The sequence below is a fragment of the Idiomarina sp. OT37-5b genome, from assembly GCF_002968395.1.
Lineage (GTDB): Bacteria > Pseudomonadota > Gammaproteobacteria > Enterobacterales > Alteromonadaceae > Idiomarina > Idiomarina aquatica.
On record NZ_CP027188.1, the window covers coordinates 2,442,465 to 2,465,308 of the forward strand.

Below are 22,844 nucleotides of genomic sequence, written 5' to 3' on the forward strand. Positions count from 1 at the left end.
ACGGCTGCCGGTAGGGTTGGTCGGTTAGTCGGTATTAAAAGTAGTACGGCTTCGCTGCTTCAATCAAGTCAGCGGCCCCGTCATTACCGCTGCACTCGCGAATGTCGTCCATTGCAAACACATAAACGCGATCCCGACGACGCTCACCGGCACTATTGTCCGCCCCCTCCAGAATAAAGGTGACAAACTCATCCTGTGGCAGTGCTTTCAGTGTTATGCCGTAATCGCAGAGGGTTTTTGACAACAGTTGCTCAGCATTGGCAATGGCTTTATCGCGCGTTTCTATCTGTTGTTGACGGATTTTTTCACGCTCAGCCTTTAATTCTTGCTTCAATGCCTCGGATTTTTCCCTCAATGCGCTCTGCTCCGCCCGTAGCTCATCTAATTGCCGCTTTATCTCATTACGCTCACGGGTCAGCTCCGCCTTTTCACTGTCTTCGGTGTTACGTAGCCGGAACTCAATATCACGCAGCTCTCGTTCCTGTTCGCGAATATCCCAGGCAAGGTCACGCTGCTTTTCCGACAACTCAAACCATTCCTCCGAGTATTCACCGCTGAGCTTACTGAGTATCCGGTGCGCCGTTCGCAATCCCTGCTCAACCACGACATCCAGTTGCAAATCACGGGCAAACTCTCCCATATCAGCGGCTTCCGGCGGCATTGGCGGCTCCGGCGCATCAGGCGCCACGAAACGCCAGCCAGACTGGCCAAGTCGAACTCGGTAAATCACGCCTTGATCGCGCACATAGGTGTATCGAAAGTCCGACAAACGGGCTTCGTCATCACCGCTTTGTCGAGCCGCTGTCTGGATGATGCCGGTAAAAATTTCTAACTGGTCTTTTAATTCACTATAAGGTTCGTTCGCTTGAGCGGCTGCGCCATAAAAGGCACTTGCTACAGCCAGCGATAATAGCCACTTTTTCATCACTCATTCTCCAACATCGGTGGATGGTTTTGCATTCCCACACGGCGTAATTGCTGTGCATAGAATGTAATATCTTCTTCGCGAGTATCGTTTACGTACTCAACCAGGTTTTCCATATCAGCTTGCCGTTCCTGCCGGTTGGTGGCCAGGATGTAAGTCGCCAGTTGTGTGGTCGACGTTGACAGCTGTTCACGAAAATCGTTACGCAAGTCCTTACTTTGCTGAGCCAGTCGCATTTTCTGCTGCTCCTCGAAAACACTCAGCTTTTGCTCAACAATTTCAGCCACTCGAGCATCAACCTGAGCATCAATATCGGCCCGGTAACTTTGCACAACCACCAGCGATACCGCCAGACAAGACAGGGCAAAGGATGCGAATGCCATTGGCTGAGACCACCAGGATAATTTGCCGGTCGGCCGGTAGTGCGCCCGGAAAATGGCTTCGCGATCCCACTCCGGCATGTTTTCCGCACTGCGGTATTGCTCGCCGGCATCGGTTAGCCACTGCTCAAAGCTTGGTTTGTTATTTGACGATGGCTTGTTCATAGACATCCTCCAGGTACACCTTTAATTTATCCAACCCAGCATACAGCCGAGACTTAACCGTATTCTCTGATTCACCCTGTTGTTCAGCAATTTCCCGCGTCGTCAACTGGCGAAAGAACTTTGCTTCGACCACCGCGCGTTGTTCCATCGGCAAACGCTGCAACGCTCGTATGATGCGCTGTTGTTGCTGCTCAAAGTCGGCACTTTCGTCGGGCGATGCCTGCAACGATTCGTCCGCCTGATCGTGTTGCTCAATATCCCAGCCGTCTTCCTCCTTACGGCGGCGGTAATACTCAACGCAACGTCGATGCGCGATGGTCATCAACCAGCCGCTGAAGGCATGCTGCTGATTCCAGTTGTGCAGGCTCCGAAACACACTGGCAAAGGTTTCCTGCACTAAATCCAGTGCATCATCTGCATTCGGCAGCATACGCAAGCCGTAATGAAAGACTCTTTGTTCATAGCGTTTAACCAGAGCTACCCAAGCCTTACTGCTCCCTTTGAGCGCCTGTTCGGCTAGTTTTTTATCGCTTTTTTTAAACACGTGTCGTTGCGTCCGAGGATTTGTTTATAAAGTCGATAATGAACAAAAAAAAGTTGGATGGGAATGTGATTTTTTTTCGGGTAAAAAAAAGCCCCGTATAAAACGGGGCTTAGCAACGGCATATCCTCTTAGGCGACACCGAATATCGCTTTCAGAATGTAGAAGAAAATAATCGACATAATCGCGCCTGCCGGCAGCGTCACGACCCAGGACACCACGATGTTGCGCACGACGCCAAGGTTTAGCGCCGCAATACCGCGCGCCATGCCTACACCAAGAACCGCACCAACCAGCGTCTGTGTGGTTGAAATTGGCAAACCAGTACCCGAGGCAAGTACCACCGTCGACGCAGCGGCCAGCTCGGCGGCAAAACCACGGCTTGGCGTCAGATGCGTAATGCCCTGACCAATGGTCGCGATAACACGTTTACCCAGCATCGCCAGGCCGACAACGATACCCACGGCACCTACCGGAAGCACCCACCAGGCCAACGCCGCTTTCGACGAAATTTCACCATTGTTGGCAACGATGCTGACAACAGCAGCCAACGGACCAATCGCGTTTGCAACGTCATTCGAGCCATGCGCAAAGGCCATCGCACAGGCGGTCACGACCATCAGCACGGCAAACACCTTCTCAACGTTGGTGTAGTGCATCTCTTTGTCGTCGGATGGGTTAAACTTAAGCCGTGAAATAGCAAACTTACCGATAAAGAAGACCACGACGGCAATACCAATCGCCCATAGGTAACCTTCCATTGAACCTAAGTTCAAACCGACGTGTTTTAAGCCTTTTTTGATGGTAACCAGCGACAACACGAAGCCGGCCATTGCCATATAGAATGGCACATACCGTTGCGCCATTTTTAATGGGTTAGAGCGGTCAAAAATCAGTTTCTGCGCACTCATAAATATGAGGTACGCAATAAAGCCTGATATCGCCGGCGTTACCACCCAAGAGCCTACCACACCGCCAACTTTTGCCCACTGCACGGAATCCATGCTAACGCCAATGGCCGAGAAGCCGACTATGGCACCGATGATCGAGTGCGTAGTTGATACCGGCCAGCCCAGGTAAGAAGCGATCAGCAGCCAGAAACCGGCAGCAAGTAGTGCCGAGATCATGCCGAATACGAGTAGTTCGGGGCTGTCAACGAAATAGGCAGAGTCAATGATGCCTTTACGAATGGTGGAGGTTACTTCACCCCCGGCAAGATAAGCACCTGCAAATTCAAACACCATGGCGACGAGAATCGCTTGCTTGATGGTCAGCGCTTTTGAGCCAACCGAGGTACCCATTGCATTTGCTACGTCATTTGCGCCGATACCCCAGGCCATAAAAAAGCCAAAGACCGCCGCCATGATCACCAGGATCATGCCATAAGAAGTAATGATATCCATGAATCGTTCCCTTAAACTCGCGCCAGCATGAGTTCAAAACGTGCGCCAACACGTTCAGAGAGGTCGGCAAGGTCGCCCACCCAGTCCAAAATGCGATACAAAAACATTGCATCGAGTGGGTTCATTTCGGTTTCAATTTTGCGCAGATCTTTGCGCAGTTGAACTTGCAGCGTGTCAGTGTCCGCTTCAATTGCATCAAGTTCTGCAATGAAGTTGTTCACCAAATCCCGCTCCCGACCTTTAAAGCCGGTTTCCAGCAAGTCATCAAACTCGCCAATGGTTTCTTTGGCTTTTTCGGTCGCGTCAAGGCAACGTTTGAGGTAGGCATCGAAGGCGTCGATTAATGGCTCGGGGATTTCTAATTGACGCCCGGTCATTAAGCCTGAAATATCTTTTGCTTTATTCGCAATACGATCCTGCTGCGAGACAAGCTCGAGCAAATCGGTCCGTTCGACCGGCATAAACAAACCACCGGGTAGGTTCAAACGAATATTGCGTTTCAGTTCATCTGCCTTTTGTTCATGCTCAACCACATGCTTGCGCGCCTGCTCGGCGGCATCCCAGTCTTTGGCATAAACGGCTTTAAAAAACTCCTTCAACCATTCAGCGCACCGGTGAACTTCGTCCATGTGCTCGATCATTGGTTTTATTGGGGACTTAGCAAACACCCCAAGAAATGAGTTTACCGACATATCGGATCCTTACTTGTATTAGCCTATTTTAGCTGCCGCGAATGGTAGCTAAATCTTAGATCAAAAGGAACCGTTTTGCCGACAAAACTCTGCGTTAATGCTCAAAAACTTGCTCAATTTTGTGCTGCTGCTGTCGTGTTTGTTGTGTCGCCTGAGTTAACAGTTGCACGGATTCTTCAAGGCCGTCTACCAACTCGGTCATGCGATGTTCAAAATCCTGCATTTTTTCCGCTTGTTGCGACACCAGAGTAAATGCCCCGCTCACTTGTTGCGAAGATGAATCCGCCTGTTCACCCGTTTGTTCTATCAGGCCGACAATATGATTGACCTGTTGCTGCTGTGTTTCCGCCGCTCGATCAATTTCAACGTAGTTCTCACCGAGTACACGCGAAGCCTGTGTCAGTCGACTAAGAATTTGCTGAACCTCGGCGAGCGACTCATGGGTCTGTTGCGCGAGCTTTCTGACTTCATCGGCTACCACCGCAAAGCCACGGCCATGCTCGCCGGCTCGCGCCGCTTCAATGGCCGCATTCAGTGCCAACAAATTGGTTTGCTCAGAAATGTTACTGATGACGGTAAGGATGTGGCTCACTTCTTTCACTGACTGATTCAAGTCGGTGACCGCGTCAGAACCGGATTCGATAAGCTGTTGTGTCCGTTTCGATGCCTGATGCAAGGTCTCAGTGGTCTGCCCGCTGTCCTGCACCGAGGTTCGAGTCGCTCTGGCATTGGTCGCCAGAACATCAAAGCGCTGTTGCAACTGATTACCCAGCTCCGCTAACTCGCTCAGTTGCTGCTGATTATTAAGGGCAGAATCCTGGCTGGCCCGGGAGCGCTCGACGACTTGCTGGATCTCACCATTGATGGTCTCCAGAGCGCTTTTCACGATGCCCATTTGTTCCTTCTTCTGCTCGGCTTCGCGGGCATTGAGCTCCAGTAGCGCATTGAAACTCGACGCGATATCACCCATTTCAGTGTTCGAGTTAGCCCCTGGCAAAACCTCCATTTGTCCTTCAGAGACCAGCTTTTTCATCGCGTCACGCAGTGTTCTTAACGGTGCCAGCACCATCCTGCTGAGCAGGACAAAGTTGACCAGCGCAAAAACGATCAAAACCACAACCAGCACGACCACCACGGATTTTATCTGCAACAATGTCTGTTGGTAGGATTCCGCCAATTGTTGTTCGGCCCCGAGTGCGTCGGTTTGTAAGGCGGCAATGTCGGAGCGCAATTGTTCGAACGCTTGTTCACGTTCACTGATTTGTTGCTGGGTTTTTGCCAGTTCCCGAGGGTAGCGATTTAATAAACTGTTTAGCTCGGACAGGATACCGATGCCGAGATCTTTCGCTTCGCGCTGCACCAGCATCATGGACTGGTCTGGTAGCTCTTCTTTAATGCCCAGTAGAGGAAGGTTTTCGAGTTGCGCGACGGTCTGCTTCAAATTATCCAGTATTGGCTGATACTCGGCACTACTGTCTCCCTGCGACAACTGTTGCCGAATGTGTATCAAATGAACCAGCTCTTGCATCACGTCATTGGCCAGCGCAATGTACCGCTGTGCCGTTTCCGGCTGTGTTTCGATACCCAACTCTGCATAATCAATTAAACTGGATAACTCATTACTCAATGAACGTTCCGCATTTAATACCAATTCATTCTTCGAACCAGCCAGTTTACCCAGAGCTCGGTAATCAGAATTGGTCTTCTGCAGGAGATCCTGCACTGATTGCTGCAGCCGGCTAAGACGTTCACTGTCCAGTTCGGCCAGTTGCTGTTGCACACCAGTCAGTGTTTCGGCAGCGTTGCTTAACAACAGCGTATCGCCGGATTGCAGATACTGGCTGAGTGACGTAACCACATCCACCTGTACCCGTTGCTTAATCTGCTGGAAATGTTGGTCGAGTTGTTTTTGCTCATCCAGCTTGATGTTGCCCCAGGCCAGCAAGCCAAGGAACAACAGCGATACCAGTGAAAGCGAAAGCGACGATAAGCGGCTAAAGTGAGATACGCGCATACAACTGAGTGGGCTGAAAACATTGGCGCTATACTAGCTCGGTTGTATGACACTTTTATGAAAAAGCCCGCCAGAATGGCGGGCTTCAATGCATCAGAACAGGACGGGTCTAAAAGCTATAAACCAAAGTCACTGCGGTTTCCGTATCAAGATTTTCAATGGTCTCGTTAGCAACTTCTGAGTTATGCGTTGCTGAGAAGGACACTTTCATTGCCAGCGAGCTGTTCAAGTTTGATGACACCGACAGCTCAGCACGGCTTTTGGTGTTGTCTTCACCAATTTCCGACGAAACCAGCGCATTGAACTTGGAAGTTTCAGAAATTTTCCAATGAGCGTTACCCGCCAAACGGAGGATTGCAGAGCCTTCTGACTCCTGCGGTACGCCGTCAACAATCGGCTTATAACGCGCATAACCCGGACCAATTTCATAGTCCGCATAAACCGCTTCGCTGTAACGATAGCGGGCGCCATAACCTAAAGCCACAGTGCTCTGATATTCATAACCACTGTATTCATCTTCTTCGTAGGAACCAAACAGAAACATTGATGACTTACTTTCAGGCGCAAATTTATAGTTACTCTGCGCGGAAATAAACAGGCTGTCTGCAGTCTCTGAGGTTTGGCCCGTCGACTGGTCTTCCTGCTCGGCCGTGTAGTAATCGATAATGCCTTTATGACGCCACTTTTTGTAGTCGCGAGAAACGTTTAATTTGCCTTTTAAACTCTCGGTCTTGGTGTTACCTGTGGTGAATAACAGGCCAAACTCTGCGCTTGCCTCCCATTCTTCAACGGTATTTGTATCCATATCCTCGGCATCGTCAAACATAAAGGTTTGTGCTGATGCGGATAGGGGCAACATTAAACTGGCAAAAATAACGGATAAGCGCACGTATACCTCGACTTACATTTTTATACGAGCCGCACAGGATGGACAATTTTCTATCCCATGCGACTCAATTTTCGATTTAATTAAGCAAAGTTTACGTTACTTTACAACAGCCTTCAAATCCCCACGTTCATATTTCTTGAACATTTCCTCAAGAGAAATAGGCTTGATTTTGCTAGCCTGACCTTCACAACCAAATGCCAGGAAACGTGCTTCACAAATTTCCTGCATCGCGTCAGTGGCCGCAGCCAGGAATTTACGCGGGTCGAAGTTCGACGGGTTCTCCGCCAGGTGACGTCGAATCGCACCCGTGCTGGCCAAGCGTAAGTCGGTATCGATGTTCACTTTGCGCACACCGTTTTTAATGCCTTCCTGAATTTGTTCTACCGGTACACCATAGGTTTCCGGAATTTCACCGCCAAATTCATTGATGACCGCCAACCAGTCCTGTGGTACTGAAGAAGAACCGTGCATGACCAAGTGAGTGTTTGGAATACGACGGTTAATTTCCTTGATGCGGTCAATCGCAAGGATGTCACCGGTTGGTGGACGAGTAAACTTGTACGCACCGTGTGAGGTGCCACACGCGATCGCCAGCGCATCCACTTGTGTTGCCTGAACGAATTCTGCCGCTTCTTCCGGATCGGTCAGTAATTGATCGTGTGACAATTTGCCTTCAGCACCAACACCGTCTTCTTCACCGGCTTCGCCGGTTTCCAGCGATCCCAGACAACCCAGTTCACCTTCGACCGATACACCACAGGCGTGCGCCATAGCAACCGCTTGCTGAGTGACGCGCACGTTATAATCGTAATCGGCCGGGGTTTTACCGTCTTCGCGCAGCGAACCGTCCATCATCACCGAGGTGAAACCTAACTGAATCGAACGCTGACAAACGGCCGGTGAGGTGCCGTGATCCTGATGCACAACCACTGGAATATCCGGCCACTCTTCGCTAGCCGCTTGCATTAAGTGGCGCAGAAACGGCGCGCCAGCGTATTTACGAGCACCAGCAGAGGCTTGCACAATCACTGGGCTGTTCACTTTTTCCGCCGCCTGCATAATCGCGCGCATTTGTTCCAGGTTGTTGACGTTAAACGCTGGAATACCGTAGCCGTTCTCCGCGGCGTGGTCCAGTAACTGTCGTAGTGACACGAGGGCCATAATGTAACTCCTTAATTTGTTGTTCCGATTATGCGTCTTTTGCGCGCTGTTCTAAAATGTCGACCGCGGGCAGCTTTTTACCCTCGAGAAACTCAAGGAAGGCACCGCCGCCGGTAGAGATATAACTCATCTTATCAGCGATACCGTATTGGTCAATCGCCGCCAAGGTGTCGCCGCCACCGGCAATCGAAAACGCCTCGCTGTCGGCGATCGCATTAGCCATCACTTCAGTGCCGTGGCTAAATGCATCAAATTCAAACACACCTACTGGGCCGTTCCACACGATAGTGCCTGCATTTTTCAGCTTTTCCGCCAGCATTTGTGCGGTGTCCGGGCCGACATCGAAAATCATATCGTCGTCCTCGACTTCATTTACCGGCTTGGTTTCAGCACGGGTATCGGCACTGAATTCTTTACCGGTTACCACATCCGTTGGCAATGGAATTTCCGCATTGCGTTGCTGTGCCTGCTGCATCAAGCGTTTTGCTTCCGGAATCAGGTCCGGTTCGTAGAGCGATTTACCCACGGAGTGACCTGCAGCCGCGATAAAGGTGTTGGCAATACCGCCACCAACGATCAATTGATCAACCACATTGGACAACGATTCCAATACCGTAAGTTTGGTTGATACTTTCGAGCCACCGACGATCGCCACCAGTGGTCGTTTCGGATTATCCAGCGCTTTACCCAATGCCTCGAGTTCATTTACCAGCAGAGGACCGGCACAAGCAACGGGCGCGAACTTCGCCACACCATGGGTTGACGCCTGAGCCCGGTGAGCTGTGCCAAATGCATCCATAACGTAGACATCACACAGTGCCGCCAGTTTCTTAGCCAGCTCATCGTCATTGCTTTTTTCGCCCACATTAAAGCGGACATTTTCAAATACCACCACTTCGCCGGCGGCAGCATCGGTACCGTCTAAATAATCATTTTCTAACCGTACCGGCACATCCAGTGCATCGTTCAAATAATCGACAACCGGCGCCAGCGAAAACTCAGCATCAAATTGTCCTTCGGTCGGTCGCCCCAGGTGTGACATCAGCATGACCGCGGCACCTTTTTCCAGAGCCAGCTTAATGGTCGGCAACGCCGCACGCAGACGAGCGTCAGAAGCCACTTTGCCGTCTTTTATCGGCACGTTCAGATCTTCCCGAATTAAGACGCGCTTGCCGTTTAATTCCAAATCCGCCATCGCTAATACAGACATGGTTTTTCCTCTTTTCAATGATTTCGATTGTTAGCCTTCACGGCGCTACAGCGTGTTGATGATAACGCGTGTGGTATCGAGTAACCGGTTTGCAAAACCCCATTCGTTGTCACACCAACACAGTAGCTTCACTAACCGTTTATGGCTGACGCGAGTCTGGGTGCCGTCAACAATGCTGGAATGGGGATCATGATTGAAATCGATAGAGACTAATGGCTCTTCGGTATAGTCCACGATCCCATTGAGTTCATTTGCGGCCGCCTCTTTTATCACCGCGTTTACGTCATCCAATGATGCATCATTATTTAAGGTAACGCTTAGATCCATCGCTGTCACATTGGTGGTCGGCACGCGCACCGCAATCGCTTCAAAACGCCCTTGTAAATGCGGCAAAATACGCTCGATTCCTCGCGCCAGCTTAGTATCCACCGGAATGATGGAGCGCCCTGCAGCTCGGGTTCGGCGTAAATCCGGGTGGTACGCGTCAATCACCTGCTGATCATGCATCGCCGAATGAATGGTCGTTACCGCGCCTGAATCAATACCAAACGCATTATCGATGATGTTGATGATGGGAACGATACAGTTCGTGGTACAGGAACCATTGGAGATAATCCGATGTTCACGGCTTAGCTGTTGGTGATTGATACCGTAAATGGCAGTAAAGTCGACATCCGGCTGTCCCGGATGAGAAAACAGGACGCGCTTAACGCCCTGCTTCAGATAGCGCTGGCCGTCAGCCTGGCTACCAAACACACCGGTACAATCGATAACAATATCAACGGCGTGCGCCGCCCAGTCGACCGCTTCTATGCTGGTTTCGTGGGTAACCGCAATATCATCCTTGGCAACCGTCAGCTGCTCGCCCGCTTGCTGCACCGCAAACTTAAAACGGCCATGACTCGAGTCATACTTCAGCAAGTGCGCCATTGACGCGGCCGGCGCCGGTTCATTAATCAGCACCACCTGGAAGTGTTCGCGGTAATTGTTTTCGTACAATGCCCGCAAACAGCTCCGTCCAATCCGTCCAAATCCGTTGATAGCGACTCGAATCGACACAACTTAACCCAGCAACGCGTTGGCCTGAGCCACGGTGTTTTCAACAGTGATGTTAAAGTGCTGATAAAGCTCAGCCGCTGGCGCCGACTCACCAAAGGTGGTCATACCGACCACCGCGCCATTTAAGCCAACGTATTTGTACCAGTAATCGGCGATACCCGCTTCAATCGCGATACGTTTGCTAACCGCCGCAGGGAGCACCTGTTCACGATATTCTGCCGACTGTTGTTCAAACACATCAGTGCTTGGCATCGACACAACTCGTACTTTGTGCCCCTGCTCCGTCAGTTTGGCGGCCGCCTGCACCGCAATATCCACTTCTGAACCGGTCGCAATAGCGATCAGTTCCGGCGTACCCTCGCAGTCTTTCAGGACATAACCACCTTTGGCAATATTCTGCAGTTGTTGCTCATCACGTTGCTGTTGCGGCATACCCTGACGGCTGAACACCAGTGCACTAGGTGTGGTCGTACTTTGAATCGCTGCACCCCAGGCTACTGCCGTTTCCACGGCGTCACACGGGCGCCAGCAATTCAGGTTTGGCGTTAAGCGCAAGTTGGCTAGCTGTTCCACCGGCTGGTGAGTCGGCCCGTCTTCGCCTAAACCGATCGAGTCGTGGGTATAAACGAAAATCGCTGGCTGTTTCATCAACGCCGCCATCCGCACAGCATTACGGGCGTATTCCATGAACATCAGGAAGGTGGCGCCATAGGCTTTAAAACCACCGTGCAAAGTAATCCCATTCATGATCGCTGACATCGCAAATTCGCGCACACCGTAGTACACGTAGTTACCACTAGCGTCGTTCGCATCGATGCCTTTCGCTCCATCCCAAAGGGTTAGGTTCGAACCTGCCAGATCGGCAGAACCGCCCAACAGTTCACCCAGCTTTGGACCAAATTCGTTTAACGCATTCAGCGAGGCTTTACGTGTCGCAGGGTTATCCGGGTTCGCCTGTAACCGTTTGGCGTAATCGACAACCTGTTGCTCGAAGTCCGTCGGCAACTCACCATTTAGACGGCGCTTCAATTCCGCCGCCAGTTGCGGGAATTCCTGTTCGTAAGCAACCCAGCGTTTGTTCCAGCTAGCTTCAACAGCGTCACCGCGGTCTTTTGCTGACCATTGCTGATAGACATCGGCCGGAATTTCGAACGGCCCGTAGTTCCAACCCAGTTTTTCACGAGTCGCTGTAATTTCATCATCGCCCAGTGGCGCGCCGTGACAGCTCTCTTTGCCCTGTTTGTTTGGTGAGCCAAAACCAATCACGGTTTTGCAGATGATCAGGGTCGGCTGATCCTGATTTGCCTGCGCCTGCTCAATGGCATCACTGATGGCGCCGGCATCATGCCCATCAACATCACGAATAACGTGCCAGTTATAGGATTCAAAACGCTTCGCGGTGTCATCGGTAAACCAGCCTTCAACTTCACCGTCAATGGAGATGCCGTTGTCGTCGTAAAACGCGATCAGCTTACCCAGTCCCAGCGTCCCCGCCAGCGAGCACGCTTCATGCGAAATACCTTCCATCAGGCAGCCATCACCGAGAAACGCGTAGGTGTGGTGGTTAATGATTTGATGACCTTCACGGTTAAACTGGGCCGCCAGCACTTTTTCTGCCAGAGCCATACCGATGGCATTAGCAATACCCTGCCCCAGTGGTCCGGTGGTAGTTTCGATACCGGGTGTATAACCGTATTCCGGATGGCCCGGCGTCTTCGAATGCAGTTGGCGGAATTGTTTAAGATCATCAATACTGAGGTCGTAACCGCTTAAGTGCAGGAGCGAGTATATGAGCATTGAACCATGCCCGTTCGACAGGACGAAACGATCGCGGTCAGCCCAATGCGGATTATTCGGGTTGTGTTTTAGATAATCACGCCACAACACTTCGGCAATATCCGCCATGCCCATGGGCGCTCCGGGATGGCCAGACTTGGCTTTTTGTACAGCATCCATACTTAGAGCACGAATAGCATTGGCGAGATGACGACGGTCAGACATGAAAAACCCCCAAACGGTGAGATGCGAATTCAGATGCGCGTATTCTCCACATTTCGGGGGTTACAAGCAAATTTAATGCGTATTTTCTAGCCGCCGGCGCGGTTAGATATCGGCTTTAAGAATCTCCGCTTTGTCGGTCTGTTCCCACGGGAATTCATCGCGGCCAAAGTGGCCGTAAGCCGCAGTTTTACGGTATATCGGCTGTTCTAAGTTGAGCATTTGAATAAGGCCGTAAGGGCGTAGATCAAAGTGTCGGCGAACCAGCGCAATCAGCGTTTCCTCATCGTACTTAGAGGTGCCGAAGGTGTCGATGCTGATTGAGGTCGGCTCGGCCACGCCGATGGCATACGAAACCTGAATTTCACAGCGTTCAGCCAGACCGGCTGCGACCAGGTTCTTCGCCACATAACGTGCGGCATAAGCAGCACTGCGGTCTACTTTCGACGGATCCTTACCGGAGAACGCGCCGCCACCGTGGCGTGCCATACCGCCGTAGGTATCAACAATGATTTTACGGCCGGTCAAGCCACAATCACCCATCGGGCCGCCAATCACGAAGCGACCGGTCGGGTTGATATGAAACTTGGTGTCTTTGGTAATCCACTGCTGTGGCAGCACCGGCTTCAGGATCTCTTCCATCACAGCTTCTTTCAACTGATCCTGGGTAATATCTTCGCGGTGTTGGGTCGACAGTACCACGGTATCGATACCAACCGGTTTTCCGTTTTCATAGACAAACGTCAGCTGGCTTTTCGCGTCCGGACGTAACCACGGCAGGGTACCGTTCTTGCGCACCTCAGACTGACGCTGCACCACGCGGTGTGCGTAGGTAATTGGCGCCGGCATCAACACCGAGGTTTCATTCGACGCATAACCAAACATCAGACCCTGGTCGCCGGCCCCCTGCTGTTCAGGATGCTCTCGATCAACCCCTTGGTTGATGTCCATACTTTGTTTACCAATCGCATTGAGTACGGCACAAGAATTGGCATCAAAACCCATGTCTGAATGCACATAACCAACGTCTTTGATGGTATTACGGGTCAGTTCTTCAATATCAACCCAGGCGTTCGTTGAAATTTCACCGCCCACCAGTACCATACCGGTTTTTACATAAGTCTCACAGGCAACCCGAGCGCGCGGGTCATCTGTTAAAATGGCATCAAGCACCGCATCAGAAATCTGGTCGGCAATTTTATCCGGATGTCCCTCAGAAACTGACTCGGACGTGAACAGGTGACGTGACATATGTCTACCATTCCTTTATTTTGATTAAAGCTACTAGTACTAAAACGGTAATGTAACCGATCAACAATTATTTTTCTACTTCTGGACGTCTAAAAGTCCACTTCGTTATGAGAAATGTCAATGAGACTGCCAAGACTGTATCACCCTGACGCTTTGGCTATCGGCGTCGAGGTCGAGTTATCGGCCGATGCCTTTCAGCACAGCGTGAAGGCATTACGGATGAGTAGCGGACAAACGGTTTGTCTGTTTAATGGTGACGGCTTTGAGTATCAAGCCGAACTCACCGAAGTGAGCAAACGCAACGCCAGCGCCCGCCCGATTCAGAAAACCGAGAACCCAACGGAGTCGCCGTTGCAGGTGCACTTAGGACAAGTCATTTCCCGTGGCGACCGCATGGATTTTGCGTTACAGAAATCGGTCGAGCTCGGCGTCACTGAAATTACTCCGCTTTTTAGTGAGCGCTGCGGTGTTAAATTATCCGGCGAGCGACTTGAAAAGAAACGCCAGCAGTGGCAAAAAGTGGTTATCTCTGCCTGTGAACAATGTGGCCGCAGTGTGGTTCCCACCGTGCACCCGGCACAGGCTATGGAAACCTTTGTTGCCCAGGTCGAAGGGCAATTGAAGTTGACGCTCGACCCCTATGCTCCGGCGCCGTTAACGGAACTTATTGCGGGCAGAACGATGACTTCAGCGGTATTGATCATCGGCCCGGAAGGCGGCTTTAGCGACCAAGAGGTGACTCAGGCTGCCCATCATGAATTTAAACCGATACGTTTGGGGCCGCGTATACTACGCACCGAAACCGCTGCTTTGACTGCGCTGAGTGTACTGCAGTATCAAATCGGCGACCTCGCCTAAACACAGTCAAAAAGGATAAGGCATGAAAACGCTTGCTATGGTGATGGATCCCATCGCCGAGGTCAAAACGCACAAAGACACCAGTTTTCGATTGTTGCTTGAGGCTCAAGCACAGGGATATCAATGTTATTACATCGAAATGGGCGACCTGTTAATCGATAACGGCCAACCGTTTGCGCTTACCCGAACCGTTCATGTTACCGATCGCAGCAGTGATTTTTATCAGCTCGGCGAGGATGAAAAGCGGGCATTGGGCGACTTCGATGTCATTATGATGCGCAAAGATCCGCCGTTTGACAGCGAATTCCTGTATGCCACCCAGATTTTGGAGCTGGCGGAGCGTGACGGTGCGCTTGTCGTCAACAAGCCTCAAAGTTTACGTGACTGTAACGAGAAGCTTTATACCAGCTGGTTTGCGGAATTTACCACCGATACCATCGTCAGTGCTAACGCAGAGGTGTTAAAGGCATTTCATAAGCAGCACCAGGAAGTGATCATGAAACCCCTCGATGGCATGGGTGGCGCGTCCATTTTCAAAGTCGGTGCGGATGGTGCCAATTTAGGCGTCATTATCGAAACATTGACACAGAAGGGCCGCCGCTACGCCATGGCACAGAAGTACTTACCGGCCATTAAGGATGGTGACAAACGCATCCTTATCATTGACGGCGAACCGATGCCTTATGCGCTGGCTCGCGTGCCTTCGGCGGGCGAAACCCGGGGTAACTTAGCGGCCGGCGGCAGTGGCCGCGCCCAGCCGTTATCAGATTCAGACTGGGCTATTGCCAACGCCATCGGTCCGGAACTTAGTCGACGCGGACTACTCTTAGTAGGTCTGGATGTGATTGGTGATAAAGTCACGGAGATTAACGTAACCAGCCCGACCTGTATGCGCGAAATAGAGGCCGCTTACGACATCAATATTGCCGCCAAATTGTTTGCCGCAATTGACAAAAAGTTATCGCAGCAACATTGAATTTTGCACCATCGCACCGATATCTAAGGTATCGATTGTTAAGGAGTCACCGATGGAAAGCTTACAGAATCATTTTTTGATAGCCACGCCGACAATGGACGATCCGTTGTTCAAGCGCAGCGTAACCTATATCTGCGAGCATAACGAAGACGGTGCGATGGGTTTAATCATCAATCAACCCGCGAACCTCAAGGTCAACAGCTTGTTGGATAAGCTTGAAATCGTTTATCCACAAACCTCCGAGCAACTGACGGGTCCGGTTTTTACCGGTGGTCCTGTCGGCCAGGAGCGCGGCTTTGTTATCCATCCACCGCAGGATAACTGGCGCAGCAGTTTAAAGCTCAGTGACGATATTATGGTGACTACGTCGCGCGATATTTTAGAAGCGCTCGGCTCATCTGCGGCGCCACTGAAATTTTTATTGACGCTCGGTTACGCCGGCTGGGAAGCCGGACAACTGGAAAAAGAGCTCGCCGAAAACGCATGGCTGTCGATTCCTGCAGACCCGGACATTCTATTTAATACGCCCGTTGCAGAGCGCTGGCAGAAAGCCACCGAAAAACTGGGCTTTGATGTTTGGCAGCTTGGTCCAGACGTTGGTCACGCATGACCTTACTGGGCTTTGATTTTGGCACCAAAAGCATCGGCGTTGCAGTTGGACAAACCATTACTGCAACGGCATCCCCATTGGCGGCCTTAAAAGCCCGTGACGGAGTTCCTGACTGGAACCAACTGGAGCAACTGTTAAAAGAATGGCAGCCCGAGCAGGTGGTGGTTGGGTTGCCGTTAAACATGGATGGTAGCGAACAACCACTTACCCAACGAGCCCGCAAGTTTGGCAACCGAATACATGGACGCTTTGGCGTGAAGGTTGTTTTTCAGGATGAACGTCTAACCTCAACCGCTGCTCGTGAACAACTGTTCAGCGACGGCGGTTACCGAAACCTCAGTAAAGGAAAAGTCGACAGTCAGGCCGCCCTACTGATCGTTGAAGATTATATGAGCTCGCTCAGCGATTAACACTTGCGATAGTTTCGTTGACGCTGTATTGGTTAATCTTTAATAATTCGTTATAGTTGCAACGTTAACTCGTGCTCGATTAAGCATTCATTCTGATTTTGTCTTTCGATAGGAGCAAGCTCGTGTTCGGTAACGAAGAACCTTACACTGTAACCGGCAATACCATCATGCTGAAAGATGAGAACAAGAAATTGTTACTCATCACTAATGATCGTTATAAAAACATACTGGTTACACGTTTTGGCGTAGAAATGTCCGATTGGGGACCAGAGCGACGTCCGGGCGTAAAAATTATCACTCTGCAAGAGTTATTTAAACGCGATAAGACGTACTTCTTTGTCCGTGCTGGCGGGGTAGAATACCAAGTGGATCTTAAGTTTGAAGAGAATCCCATCACCGAAATGAAGTTCTGACGAGAAACAATGAACGGCCGCCGGTTGCATCATCAAAAGATTGGGTTCGCTGGCGTGTTGTTGTTGATCACACTAACGTCACTTCCGGCTTTTTCTCAGCAACAGTCCTTTGAACGCACACAGCAAGATCAACAGTTGCAGTTTTCTTACCAGTGGCAGGAAGCTACTGGCACTTCTCGCTCACTGAGCTTCAGTTCCGACCGTCAGCCATTCTTAAATTCCTTTCAACGCTTTCGTAACTATAATTTAAAAAGAGCCAATCGAGAGCTTTACCAACAACTAACTCGGTTTATTAAACAACAAAACTATCGAGGCGTAGAAGTCACCCTGTCGCCACGTCAGCAGCAGCTTTCCATTGCGGTAAAAGAAACTCGCCAACGACACTTGCAACAACAGTACCAGCAACAAGCTCAGCGTGTCCGCAGTTATTATCAACAACAGTGGCAAGACTATCTAAGCGCTAACTATTATCGTTATTTACGTTTACCGTCCGGTGAACAGGGGATCATTCCTGATGCGGTTCAGATAGCCGCTCAGCAACAAAGCCTGTTTAACCCGTTGATCGAACAAATCGGCCATGCGCTGCGCGATAACAGCCGCCGTAGCTATACCGATTATATTGCTCAGTTTATCCAGGCCATTCCTTATGACGCCCAAGAGGACGGCATCAATAATCGCGGTGACGGTTATTTGCCGCCCAATCAAGTGCTCTACTACAATCAGGGCGATTGCGACAGCAAAGCCGGATTGATGGCGGCCCTACTCAAGCCGATCATTCCACAAGCGAAAATGGCGATTGTTTACCTGCCCGGACACGCGTTGTTTGCCATCAGTATGGCCAGCACAGCGGCCGATGCGACCATTGAGGACGGTGGTACGAAGCTGGTATTGGTGGAAGTTGCCGGCCCGGCCATCATGCCTGCCGGCAACATCTCAGCGCAAAGCCAATTTTACATCGACAGCGGTCAGTACGTCGTTGTCCCGTTAAGTGGCGGTTAACGCTATAAATGCTCTTCCGCGAACTGAGCCAATTTACTGCGGACTACGCCATTCAGGTTAATCGTTGCACTGCCGGGATAATCTTTAAAGCGCTCCACAATGTAGGTTAGGCCTGACGTAACCGCTGTAAGATAATAACTGTCGATTTGCGCCAGGTTGCCGGAAACCACCAACTTGGTGTTCTCACCGCACCGCGTGATCAATGTTTTTAACTGGGATGCGGTCAGGTTTTGCGCTTCATCCAGAATTACCACCGCATTTTGAATGCTCCGTCCCCGCATAAAGTTAAGCGACTTAAACTGGATGTTCGCTTTATTCATGATGTAATTCAGACTTGAGTCCATGCTTTCGTCATGGCGATGCAGCACTTCCAATGAATCCGTAATGGCCGCCAGCCAGGGCGCCATTTTCTCTTCCTCTGTGCCCGGCAAGAAGCCAATGGATTCAGCAATTTCCGGCGTATTGCGGGTGACAATGATTTTCTCGTAGATGCCCTGCTCGACCACCATTTCCAACGCAGCCGATAACGCCAATAGGGTTTTACCGGACCCCGCCGGTCCGGTCAGTACCACCATATCCATATGCGTATCAAGCAGTGCATGCAATGCCATTGCCTGGTAGATGTTTTTAGGCCGGACGCCCCACGCATCGTAGGCCATCATCCGTTCATAGCCAAGATCCTGCAAGGTGACCGTTTTATCGTCATAGCTATCGACACGACTGGCAAAGGTATGGGTTTCATCGATGATGTACTCATTATGAAACACCTGCGGCAACACATCCCGGGACACGGTATGATAAGCATCACGCCCTTCCTGTTGTGTTGATACTTCCTTGACTTGCTGCCAGAAGTCGCCACTGAACTGATAAAAGCCTTTGCTCAACAGGCGAATATCATCGATCAGTTGGTCGGTGCGGTAATCTTCGACAAACCGCATCCCCGCACCTTTGGCCTTAAGGCGCATATTGATGTCTTTGGTCACCAGCACCACTGCCGCTGGCGACTGTTTGCGCTGAATCTCCAGTGCCGCCTGAATAATGCGGTGATCGTTTTCTTTTAACGACAACACCGAATCGTTCTGTTCCAGTTCGTAATCCGGAAAAATAGCTAAGGTGCCATTGGCCTGATGATCACCCTGCACTCGGGTTAACGGCACACCGTCGATGATTTGTTCCGGGCTTGCCTCTTTTAACACTTCCTCAAGCGATCGAATGGCTACCCGCGCTTCACGGCTCACATCCTTGTGGCGATCTTTTATGTTATCGAGTTCTTCCAGCACCACCATCGGAATGATGACATTGTGTTCGTCAAAATTAAGAAAGGCGAGTGGGTCGTGCAGAAGGATGTTGGTGTCAAGAATAAAGGATTTACGAGCGGTCGTTGAAACGGATTTTGAGGTCATCGCATCACCCTAGTCATAGTCGGCTTTATCATTATTCTTTTCTTACAGCTTAGACTAAAATTCATGACAGAGTGATGACACGATTGTTTTTTTTAGCCTCGACCATTACCATTTGCGCCCTCTTAATGGTTAGCAGTAAGGACGGATAGTGAGCGAGTTCAGTTTAGGTCAGCGTTGGTTAAGCGAAACAGAAACAAGTTTGGGGTTGGGTATCATCACCCACATCGATGGCCGTCAGGTAACGGTTATGTTTCCCAGTAACGGTGAAAGCCGAATTTACGCCAGCCATGACGCACCACTGGCTCGTCTGCAACTGTCCGAAGGTCAGCAGGCCAAACACGCTGATGACTGGTCGTTTACCATTACGGACGTGAAAGAACAAAGCGGCCTGTTAATTTACTTCGGTCAGCGTCTCGACGACCAATCCGAGGTGATGGTACCGGAGTCACAATTGTCCCATCAGATCGACATTAACCCGGCGCTGACGCGTCTGGTTGCCGGTAACGCTGACCGCCATGACCTTTACCTATTACGCAACCAGGCCAGTGAATTCTATGCGCGCTGGCAACAAAGTCCGGTCGCCGGCTTGCTCGGCGCCCGGATCGGTCTGTTACCGCATCAATTGTACGTGTCGCACACCGTCGCCGAACGCTACCATCCGCGCGTTTTGCTGGCGGATGAAGTCGGCCTGGGGAAAACCATTGAAGCCGGTATGGTCATGCAGCGCCGCCTGTTAACCGGCCGCAACCACCGGGTATTGGTGATTGTACCAGAGTCACTTCGCAATCAATGGCTGGTCGAGATGCGCCGGCGCTTTGCACTAACGTTCAGCGTGTTTGATGAAGAACGTTGCCAACAGCTGAGCGACGAAGGTGCCAACCCATTTTTTGCTGAACAGCTGATTATCGTCAGCGACCAATTTGTCGCCGCCGGTGAATGGCAATCGCAACTGCAGCAGGCAGAGTTCGATTTACTGGTTGTGGATGAGGCACACCATATGCAGGCCGGAACGGCTGGCTATGAACATACCGAAGCGTTGTGCCAAAACATCAGCGACGTTTTACTGCTGACGGCAACACCAGAGCAGGAAGGCAGTGAAGGTCATTTCCAGCGTTTACGATTGCTTGACCCAAACCGTTTTAACAGCCTTGACGATTTTCAACAGCAACAAAGCCATTACCGCGAGCTCGCCGAACAGGCCTCTCAGCTAACAGGCGAAGCCCTCGATCAGTTGCTCGACCAGCACAGTACCGGTCGTGTTATGTTCCGTAATCGCCGCAAACACATTGGCGGCTTCCCGCAACGGCATTTGCACAGCTACGCCCTACCGGAATTCATGCCGGAAAGTGGTGAACCCTGGTGGCTTGAGGACCCCCGGGTGAGCTGGCTAATGGACTTTTTAAAAGCACAAAAGCCCCATAAAACCCTATTGATTTGTCATTCGGCCGAACAGGTGCTCGATTTATCGGAGGCTCTGCGGGTAATGGCCGGCGTTCATGCCGCCGTGTTCCATGAGGGGATGTCGTTGCTGGAGCGGGATCGTGCTGCGGCCTTTTTTGCCTCGGACGAAGATGGCAGCCCAATCCTGTTGTGTTCAGAAATTGGTAGCGAAGGACGTAATTTCCAGTTTGTGCAGCATCTGGTGCTGTTTGACTTACCCGAAAACCCCGATTTACTCGAGCAGCGCATTGGCCGTCTTGACCGGATTGGCCAGCAAGGCGATGTACACATTCATGTGCCATATTTACAGCACTCCGACGAAGCGCTGCTATTGGATTGGTACCACTTGGGCATGAACGCGTTTGAGCAATGCAACCCTGTTGGGCGGCAGGTTTACGAAGCTGAGCGCGATGCTTTACAACGCGCTCTGAATAGCGCCGAGAGCCTGCCAGACGATTTATTGCAGCGAACCCGCAACTACCACCAGCAACTGGTGCAGGAAACCGAGGCTGGCCGCGATAAGTTGCAGGAACTCAACGCTTGCCGCCCAGAGGCAGCAGCACAACTGATTCAGCACATTAACAACGATGCTGATGCCGACGCACTGTATGACTTCATGGAATCATTCTGGGATCGTTTTGGCGTTAATACCGAAGTACTGGACGAGCACCGTATGTTTGTGAAGCCCAGTGAGCATATGCGAGTACCGGCGATTCCCGGCTTAGCCGAAGACGGCATGACCATCACCGTCGATCGGGACACCGCGTTGGCCTTTGAGGACATTGAATTTTTAAGCTGGGATCATCCTCATGTGCAAGCAGCAATCGAACTGCTCACGACCGAAGACTTTGGCAGTGTCTGCGTCGCACGCTTACAAAATAAGGCGTTACCGGCAGGTGCCTGGTTCCTGGAGCTGGACTACGTGACAGAGGTGCCACGCTCGGATAACATCGCAGCACAGGAATTTTATCCACAACAGCGGCTACGTATTCTGCTGGACAGCCAGGGGCGCGATTTGAGTGACAAAGTGCCACGCGATGCACTGACGCAGCAAGCCAGCTTTTTGGATAAAAAGACCGCACGCCAGATCGTTCGCCAGTTACGCGACAGCGCGCAGCAGTTTATTCAGCAACAGCAGCCTACCGCCGAAGCATGGTTGCAGCAACGTATTGAACAGGCGTGCGAGCAGGCACAACAGCGCCTTTCACAGCAGAAACAACGCCTCGTCGCGCTGAAGGAAAAAAACCCAGCCGTGCGTGATGATGAAATCAACGCAATTGATGCTCGCCAGACCGCGGTAATGCAGGCGTTGAAGCAGCCAACGTTATCGTTGTTCGCCATTCGTATCCTGGTCAACCAACCGTAAATGGCGTTATTAAACTACACACCACCACAGACACCCTATCTGACGGTGGTGTACCGTGACGAACAGCTACTGGTCATCAATAAGCCCAGCGGGCTACTCAGTGTCCCCGGGCGCGCACCGGAGCATTTCGATTCGGCGTATACCCGGGTCACGCGGGTGCTGCCGGAGGCAAAGTTGGTACACCGGCTGGATATGGCCACCTCTGGCATCATGGTTTTTGCGCTGGGTAAACCGGCACAAAGCCATCTTAGCCGGCAGTTCCAGCAGCGCCAGCCGGTGAAGCGTTATCACGCCCGTGTATTTGGAATACCGCCGGCTCAATCCGGCGTTGTTGATTTACCGCTTGCCTGTGACTGGCCCAATCGTCCGCGTCAACAAATCGATTACCAGCAAGGCAAGGCCAGCCAGACGTTGTACCGGGTCATGAACCATGATGATCACAGCACGCTGGTGGAACTAACCCCCTATACCGGACGCTCACATCAACTTCGTGTGCATATGCTGGCGCTTAACTGCCCCATTCTTGGCGACAAGTTTTACGCACACGACGAGGCCTTTAATATGGCGCCGAGGCTGTTGCTGCATGCCCATCAACTGAGCCTGTTTCATCCACAGTCCGAACAATGGTTGACGTTTACCTGCCCGACGCCGTTTGCGTAAAAAAGCTCGGCTGCGACTCAA

General features: G+C 51.3%; 21 protein-coding genes. 8 read left to right on the forward strand and 13 right to left on the reverse strand.

Annotated features, from left to right (window positions below):
* Positions 1-34 precede the first annotated feature (34 nt).
* From C5610_RS11505 to metK, 12 genes are all read right to left on the reverse strand, one after another.
* On the reverse strand, positions 35-925 hold the full coding sequence (locus C5610_RS11505; RefSeq protein ID WP_105307271.1) for a hypothetical protein: 891 nt from the start codon (positions 923-925) through the stop codon (positions 35-37).
* Entirely contained in the window at positions 925-1,470 is a 546-nt protein-coding gene (locus tag C5610_RS11510) for a hypothetical protein (protein ID WP_105307272.1), read from the reverse strand. The genes C5610_RS11505 and C5610_RS11510 overlap by 1 nt, the downstream gene beginning before the upstream one ends.
* The gene (locus C5610_RS11515) at positions 1,448-1,900 is read right to left on the reverse strand and encodes an RNA polymerase sigma factor (protein WP_262339871.1); all 453 of its coding nucleotides are present in this window, start codon (positions 1,898-1,900) and stop codon (positions 1,448-1,450) included. Before C5610_RS11515 ends, C5610_RS11510 begins: the two co-directional genes overlap by 23 nt.
* 242 nt (positions 1,901-2,142) lie before the next feature.
* The gene (locus tag C5610_RS11520) at positions 2,143-3,414 is read right to left on the reverse strand and encodes an inorganic phosphate transporter (protein WP_105307274.1); all 1,272 of its coding nucleotides are present in this window, start codon (positions 3,412-3,414) and stop codon (positions 2,143-2,145) included.
* 11 nt (positions 3,415-3,425) lie between these two features.
* Positions 3,426-4,106, reverse strand: coding sequence for a TIGR00153 family protein (locus C5610_RS11525; protein WP_105307275.1), 681 nt, complete (start codon positions 4,104-4,106; stop codon positions 3,426-3,428).
* Positions 4,107-4,200: 94 nt separating this feature from the next.
* Complete coding sequence (locus C5610_RS11530; protein WP_105307276.1) at positions 4,201-6,120, reverse strand: methyl-accepting chemotaxis protein; 1,920 nt, start codon at positions 6,118-6,120, stop codon at positions 4,201-4,203.
* A 109-nt stretch (positions 6,121-6,229) separates the two neighbouring features.
* Positions 6,230-7,009 (reverse strand): YdiY family protein, encoded by a 780-nt coding sequence (locus tag C5610_RS11535; protein ID WP_241970612.1) that lies wholly within the window; start codon positions 7,007-7,009, stop codon positions 6,230-6,232.
* Between the two features lie 96 nt (positions 7,010-7,105).
* On the reverse strand, positions 7,106-8,170 hold the full coding sequence (fba, locus tag C5610_RS11540; protein ID WP_105307278.1) for a class II fructose-bisphosphate aldolase: 1,065 nt from the start codon (positions 8,168-8,170) through the stop codon (positions 7,106-7,108).
* Between the two features lie 28 nt (positions 8,171-8,198).
* A complete protein-coding gene (locus tag C5610_RS11545; RefSeq protein ID WP_105307279.1) occupies positions 8,199-9,380 on the reverse strand; it encodes a phosphoglycerate kinase in 1,182 nt (393 codons plus the stop codon).
* 45 nt (positions 9,381-9,425) lie between these two features.
* Complete coding sequence (epd, locus tag C5610_RS11550; RefSeq protein ID WP_105307280.1) at positions 9,426-10,439, reverse strand: erythrose-4-phosphate dehydrogenase; 1,014 nt, start codon at positions 10,437-10,439, stop codon at positions 9,426-9,428.
* 3 nt (positions 10,440-10,442) lie between these two features.
* A complete protein-coding gene (gene tkt, locus C5610_RS11555; protein ID WP_105307281.1) occupies positions 10,443-12,440 on the reverse strand; it encodes a transketolase in 1,998 nt (665 codons plus the stop codon).
* Between the two features lie 102 nt (positions 12,441-12,542).
* A complete protein-coding gene (gene metK / locus C5610_RS11560) occupies positions 12,543-13,688 on the reverse strand; it encodes a methionine adenosyltransferase (RefSeq protein ID WP_105307282.1) in 1,146 nt (381 codons plus the stop codon).
* A 120-nt stretch (positions 13,689-13,808) separates the two neighbouring features.
* Here metK and C5610_RS11565 point away from each other — a divergent pair, with 120 nt between their 5' ends.
* From C5610_RS11565 to C5610_RS11590, 6 genes are all read left to right on the forward strand, one after another.
* Entirely contained in the window at positions 13,809-14,546 is a 738-nt protein-coding gene (locus tag C5610_RS11565) for a 16S rRNA (uracil(1498)-N(3))-methyltransferase (RefSeq protein ID WP_105307283.1), read from the forward strand.
* 22 nt (positions 14,547-14,568) lie between these two features.
* Complete coding sequence (gshB, locus tag C5610_RS11570) at positions 14,569-15,522, forward strand: glutathione synthase (protein ID WP_105307284.1); 954 nt, start codon at positions 14,569-14,571, stop codon at positions 15,520-15,522.
* A gap of 52 nt (positions 15,523-15,574) precedes the next feature.
* Entirely contained in the window at positions 15,575-16,132 is a 558-nt protein-coding gene (locus C5610_RS11575) for a YqgE/AlgH family protein (protein ID WP_105307285.1), read from the forward strand.
* Complete coding sequence (gene ruvX / locus C5610_RS11580) at positions 16,129-16,542, forward strand: Holliday junction resolvase RuvX (RefSeq protein ID WP_105307286.1); 414 nt, start codon at positions 16,129-16,131, stop codon at positions 16,540-16,542. The genes C5610_RS11575 and ruvX overlap by 4 nt, the downstream gene beginning before the upstream one ends.
* A gap of 122 nt (positions 16,543-16,664) precedes the next feature.
* A complete protein-coding gene (locus tag C5610_RS11585; protein WP_105307287.1) occupies positions 16,665-16,955 on the forward strand; it encodes a hypothetical protein in 291 nt (96 codons plus the stop codon).
* Positions 16,956-16,964: 9 nt separating this feature from the next.
* The gene (locus C5610_RS11590) at positions 16,965-17,954 is read left to right on the forward strand and encodes a transglutaminase-like domain-containing protein (RefSeq protein ID WP_105307288.1); all 990 of its coding nucleotides are present in this window, start codon (positions 16,965-16,967) and stop codon (positions 17,952-17,954) included.
* Between the two features lie 2 nt (positions 17,955-17,956).
* Here the strand turns inward: C5610_RS11590 and C5610_RS11595 are convergent, their stop codons facing one another.
* On the reverse strand, positions 17,957-19,357 hold the full coding sequence (locus C5610_RS11595) for a PhoH family protein (RefSeq protein WP_105307289.1): 1,401 nt from the start codon (positions 19,355-19,357) through the stop codon (positions 17,957-17,959).
* Between the two features lie 148 nt (positions 19,358-19,505).
* On the opposite strand from C5610_RS11595, the gene rapA reads away from it, so the two are divergent.
* Positions 19,506-22,163 carry an RNA polymerase-associated protein RapA gene (gene rapA, locus C5610_RS11600; protein WP_105307290.1) on the forward strand — a complete coding sequence of 886 codons (2,658 nt, stop codon included), beginning with the start codon at positions 19,506-19,508 and terminating at the stop codon, positions 22,161-22,163.
* A complete protein-coding gene (rluA, locus tag C5610_RS11605) occupies positions 22,164-22,823 on the forward strand; it encodes a bifunctional tRNA pseudouridine(32) synthase/23S rRNA pseudouridine(746) synthase RluA (protein ID WP_105307291.1) in 660 nt (219 codons plus the stop codon). It abuts the gene before it with no gap.
* Positions 22,824-22,844 lie beyond the last annotated feature (21 nt).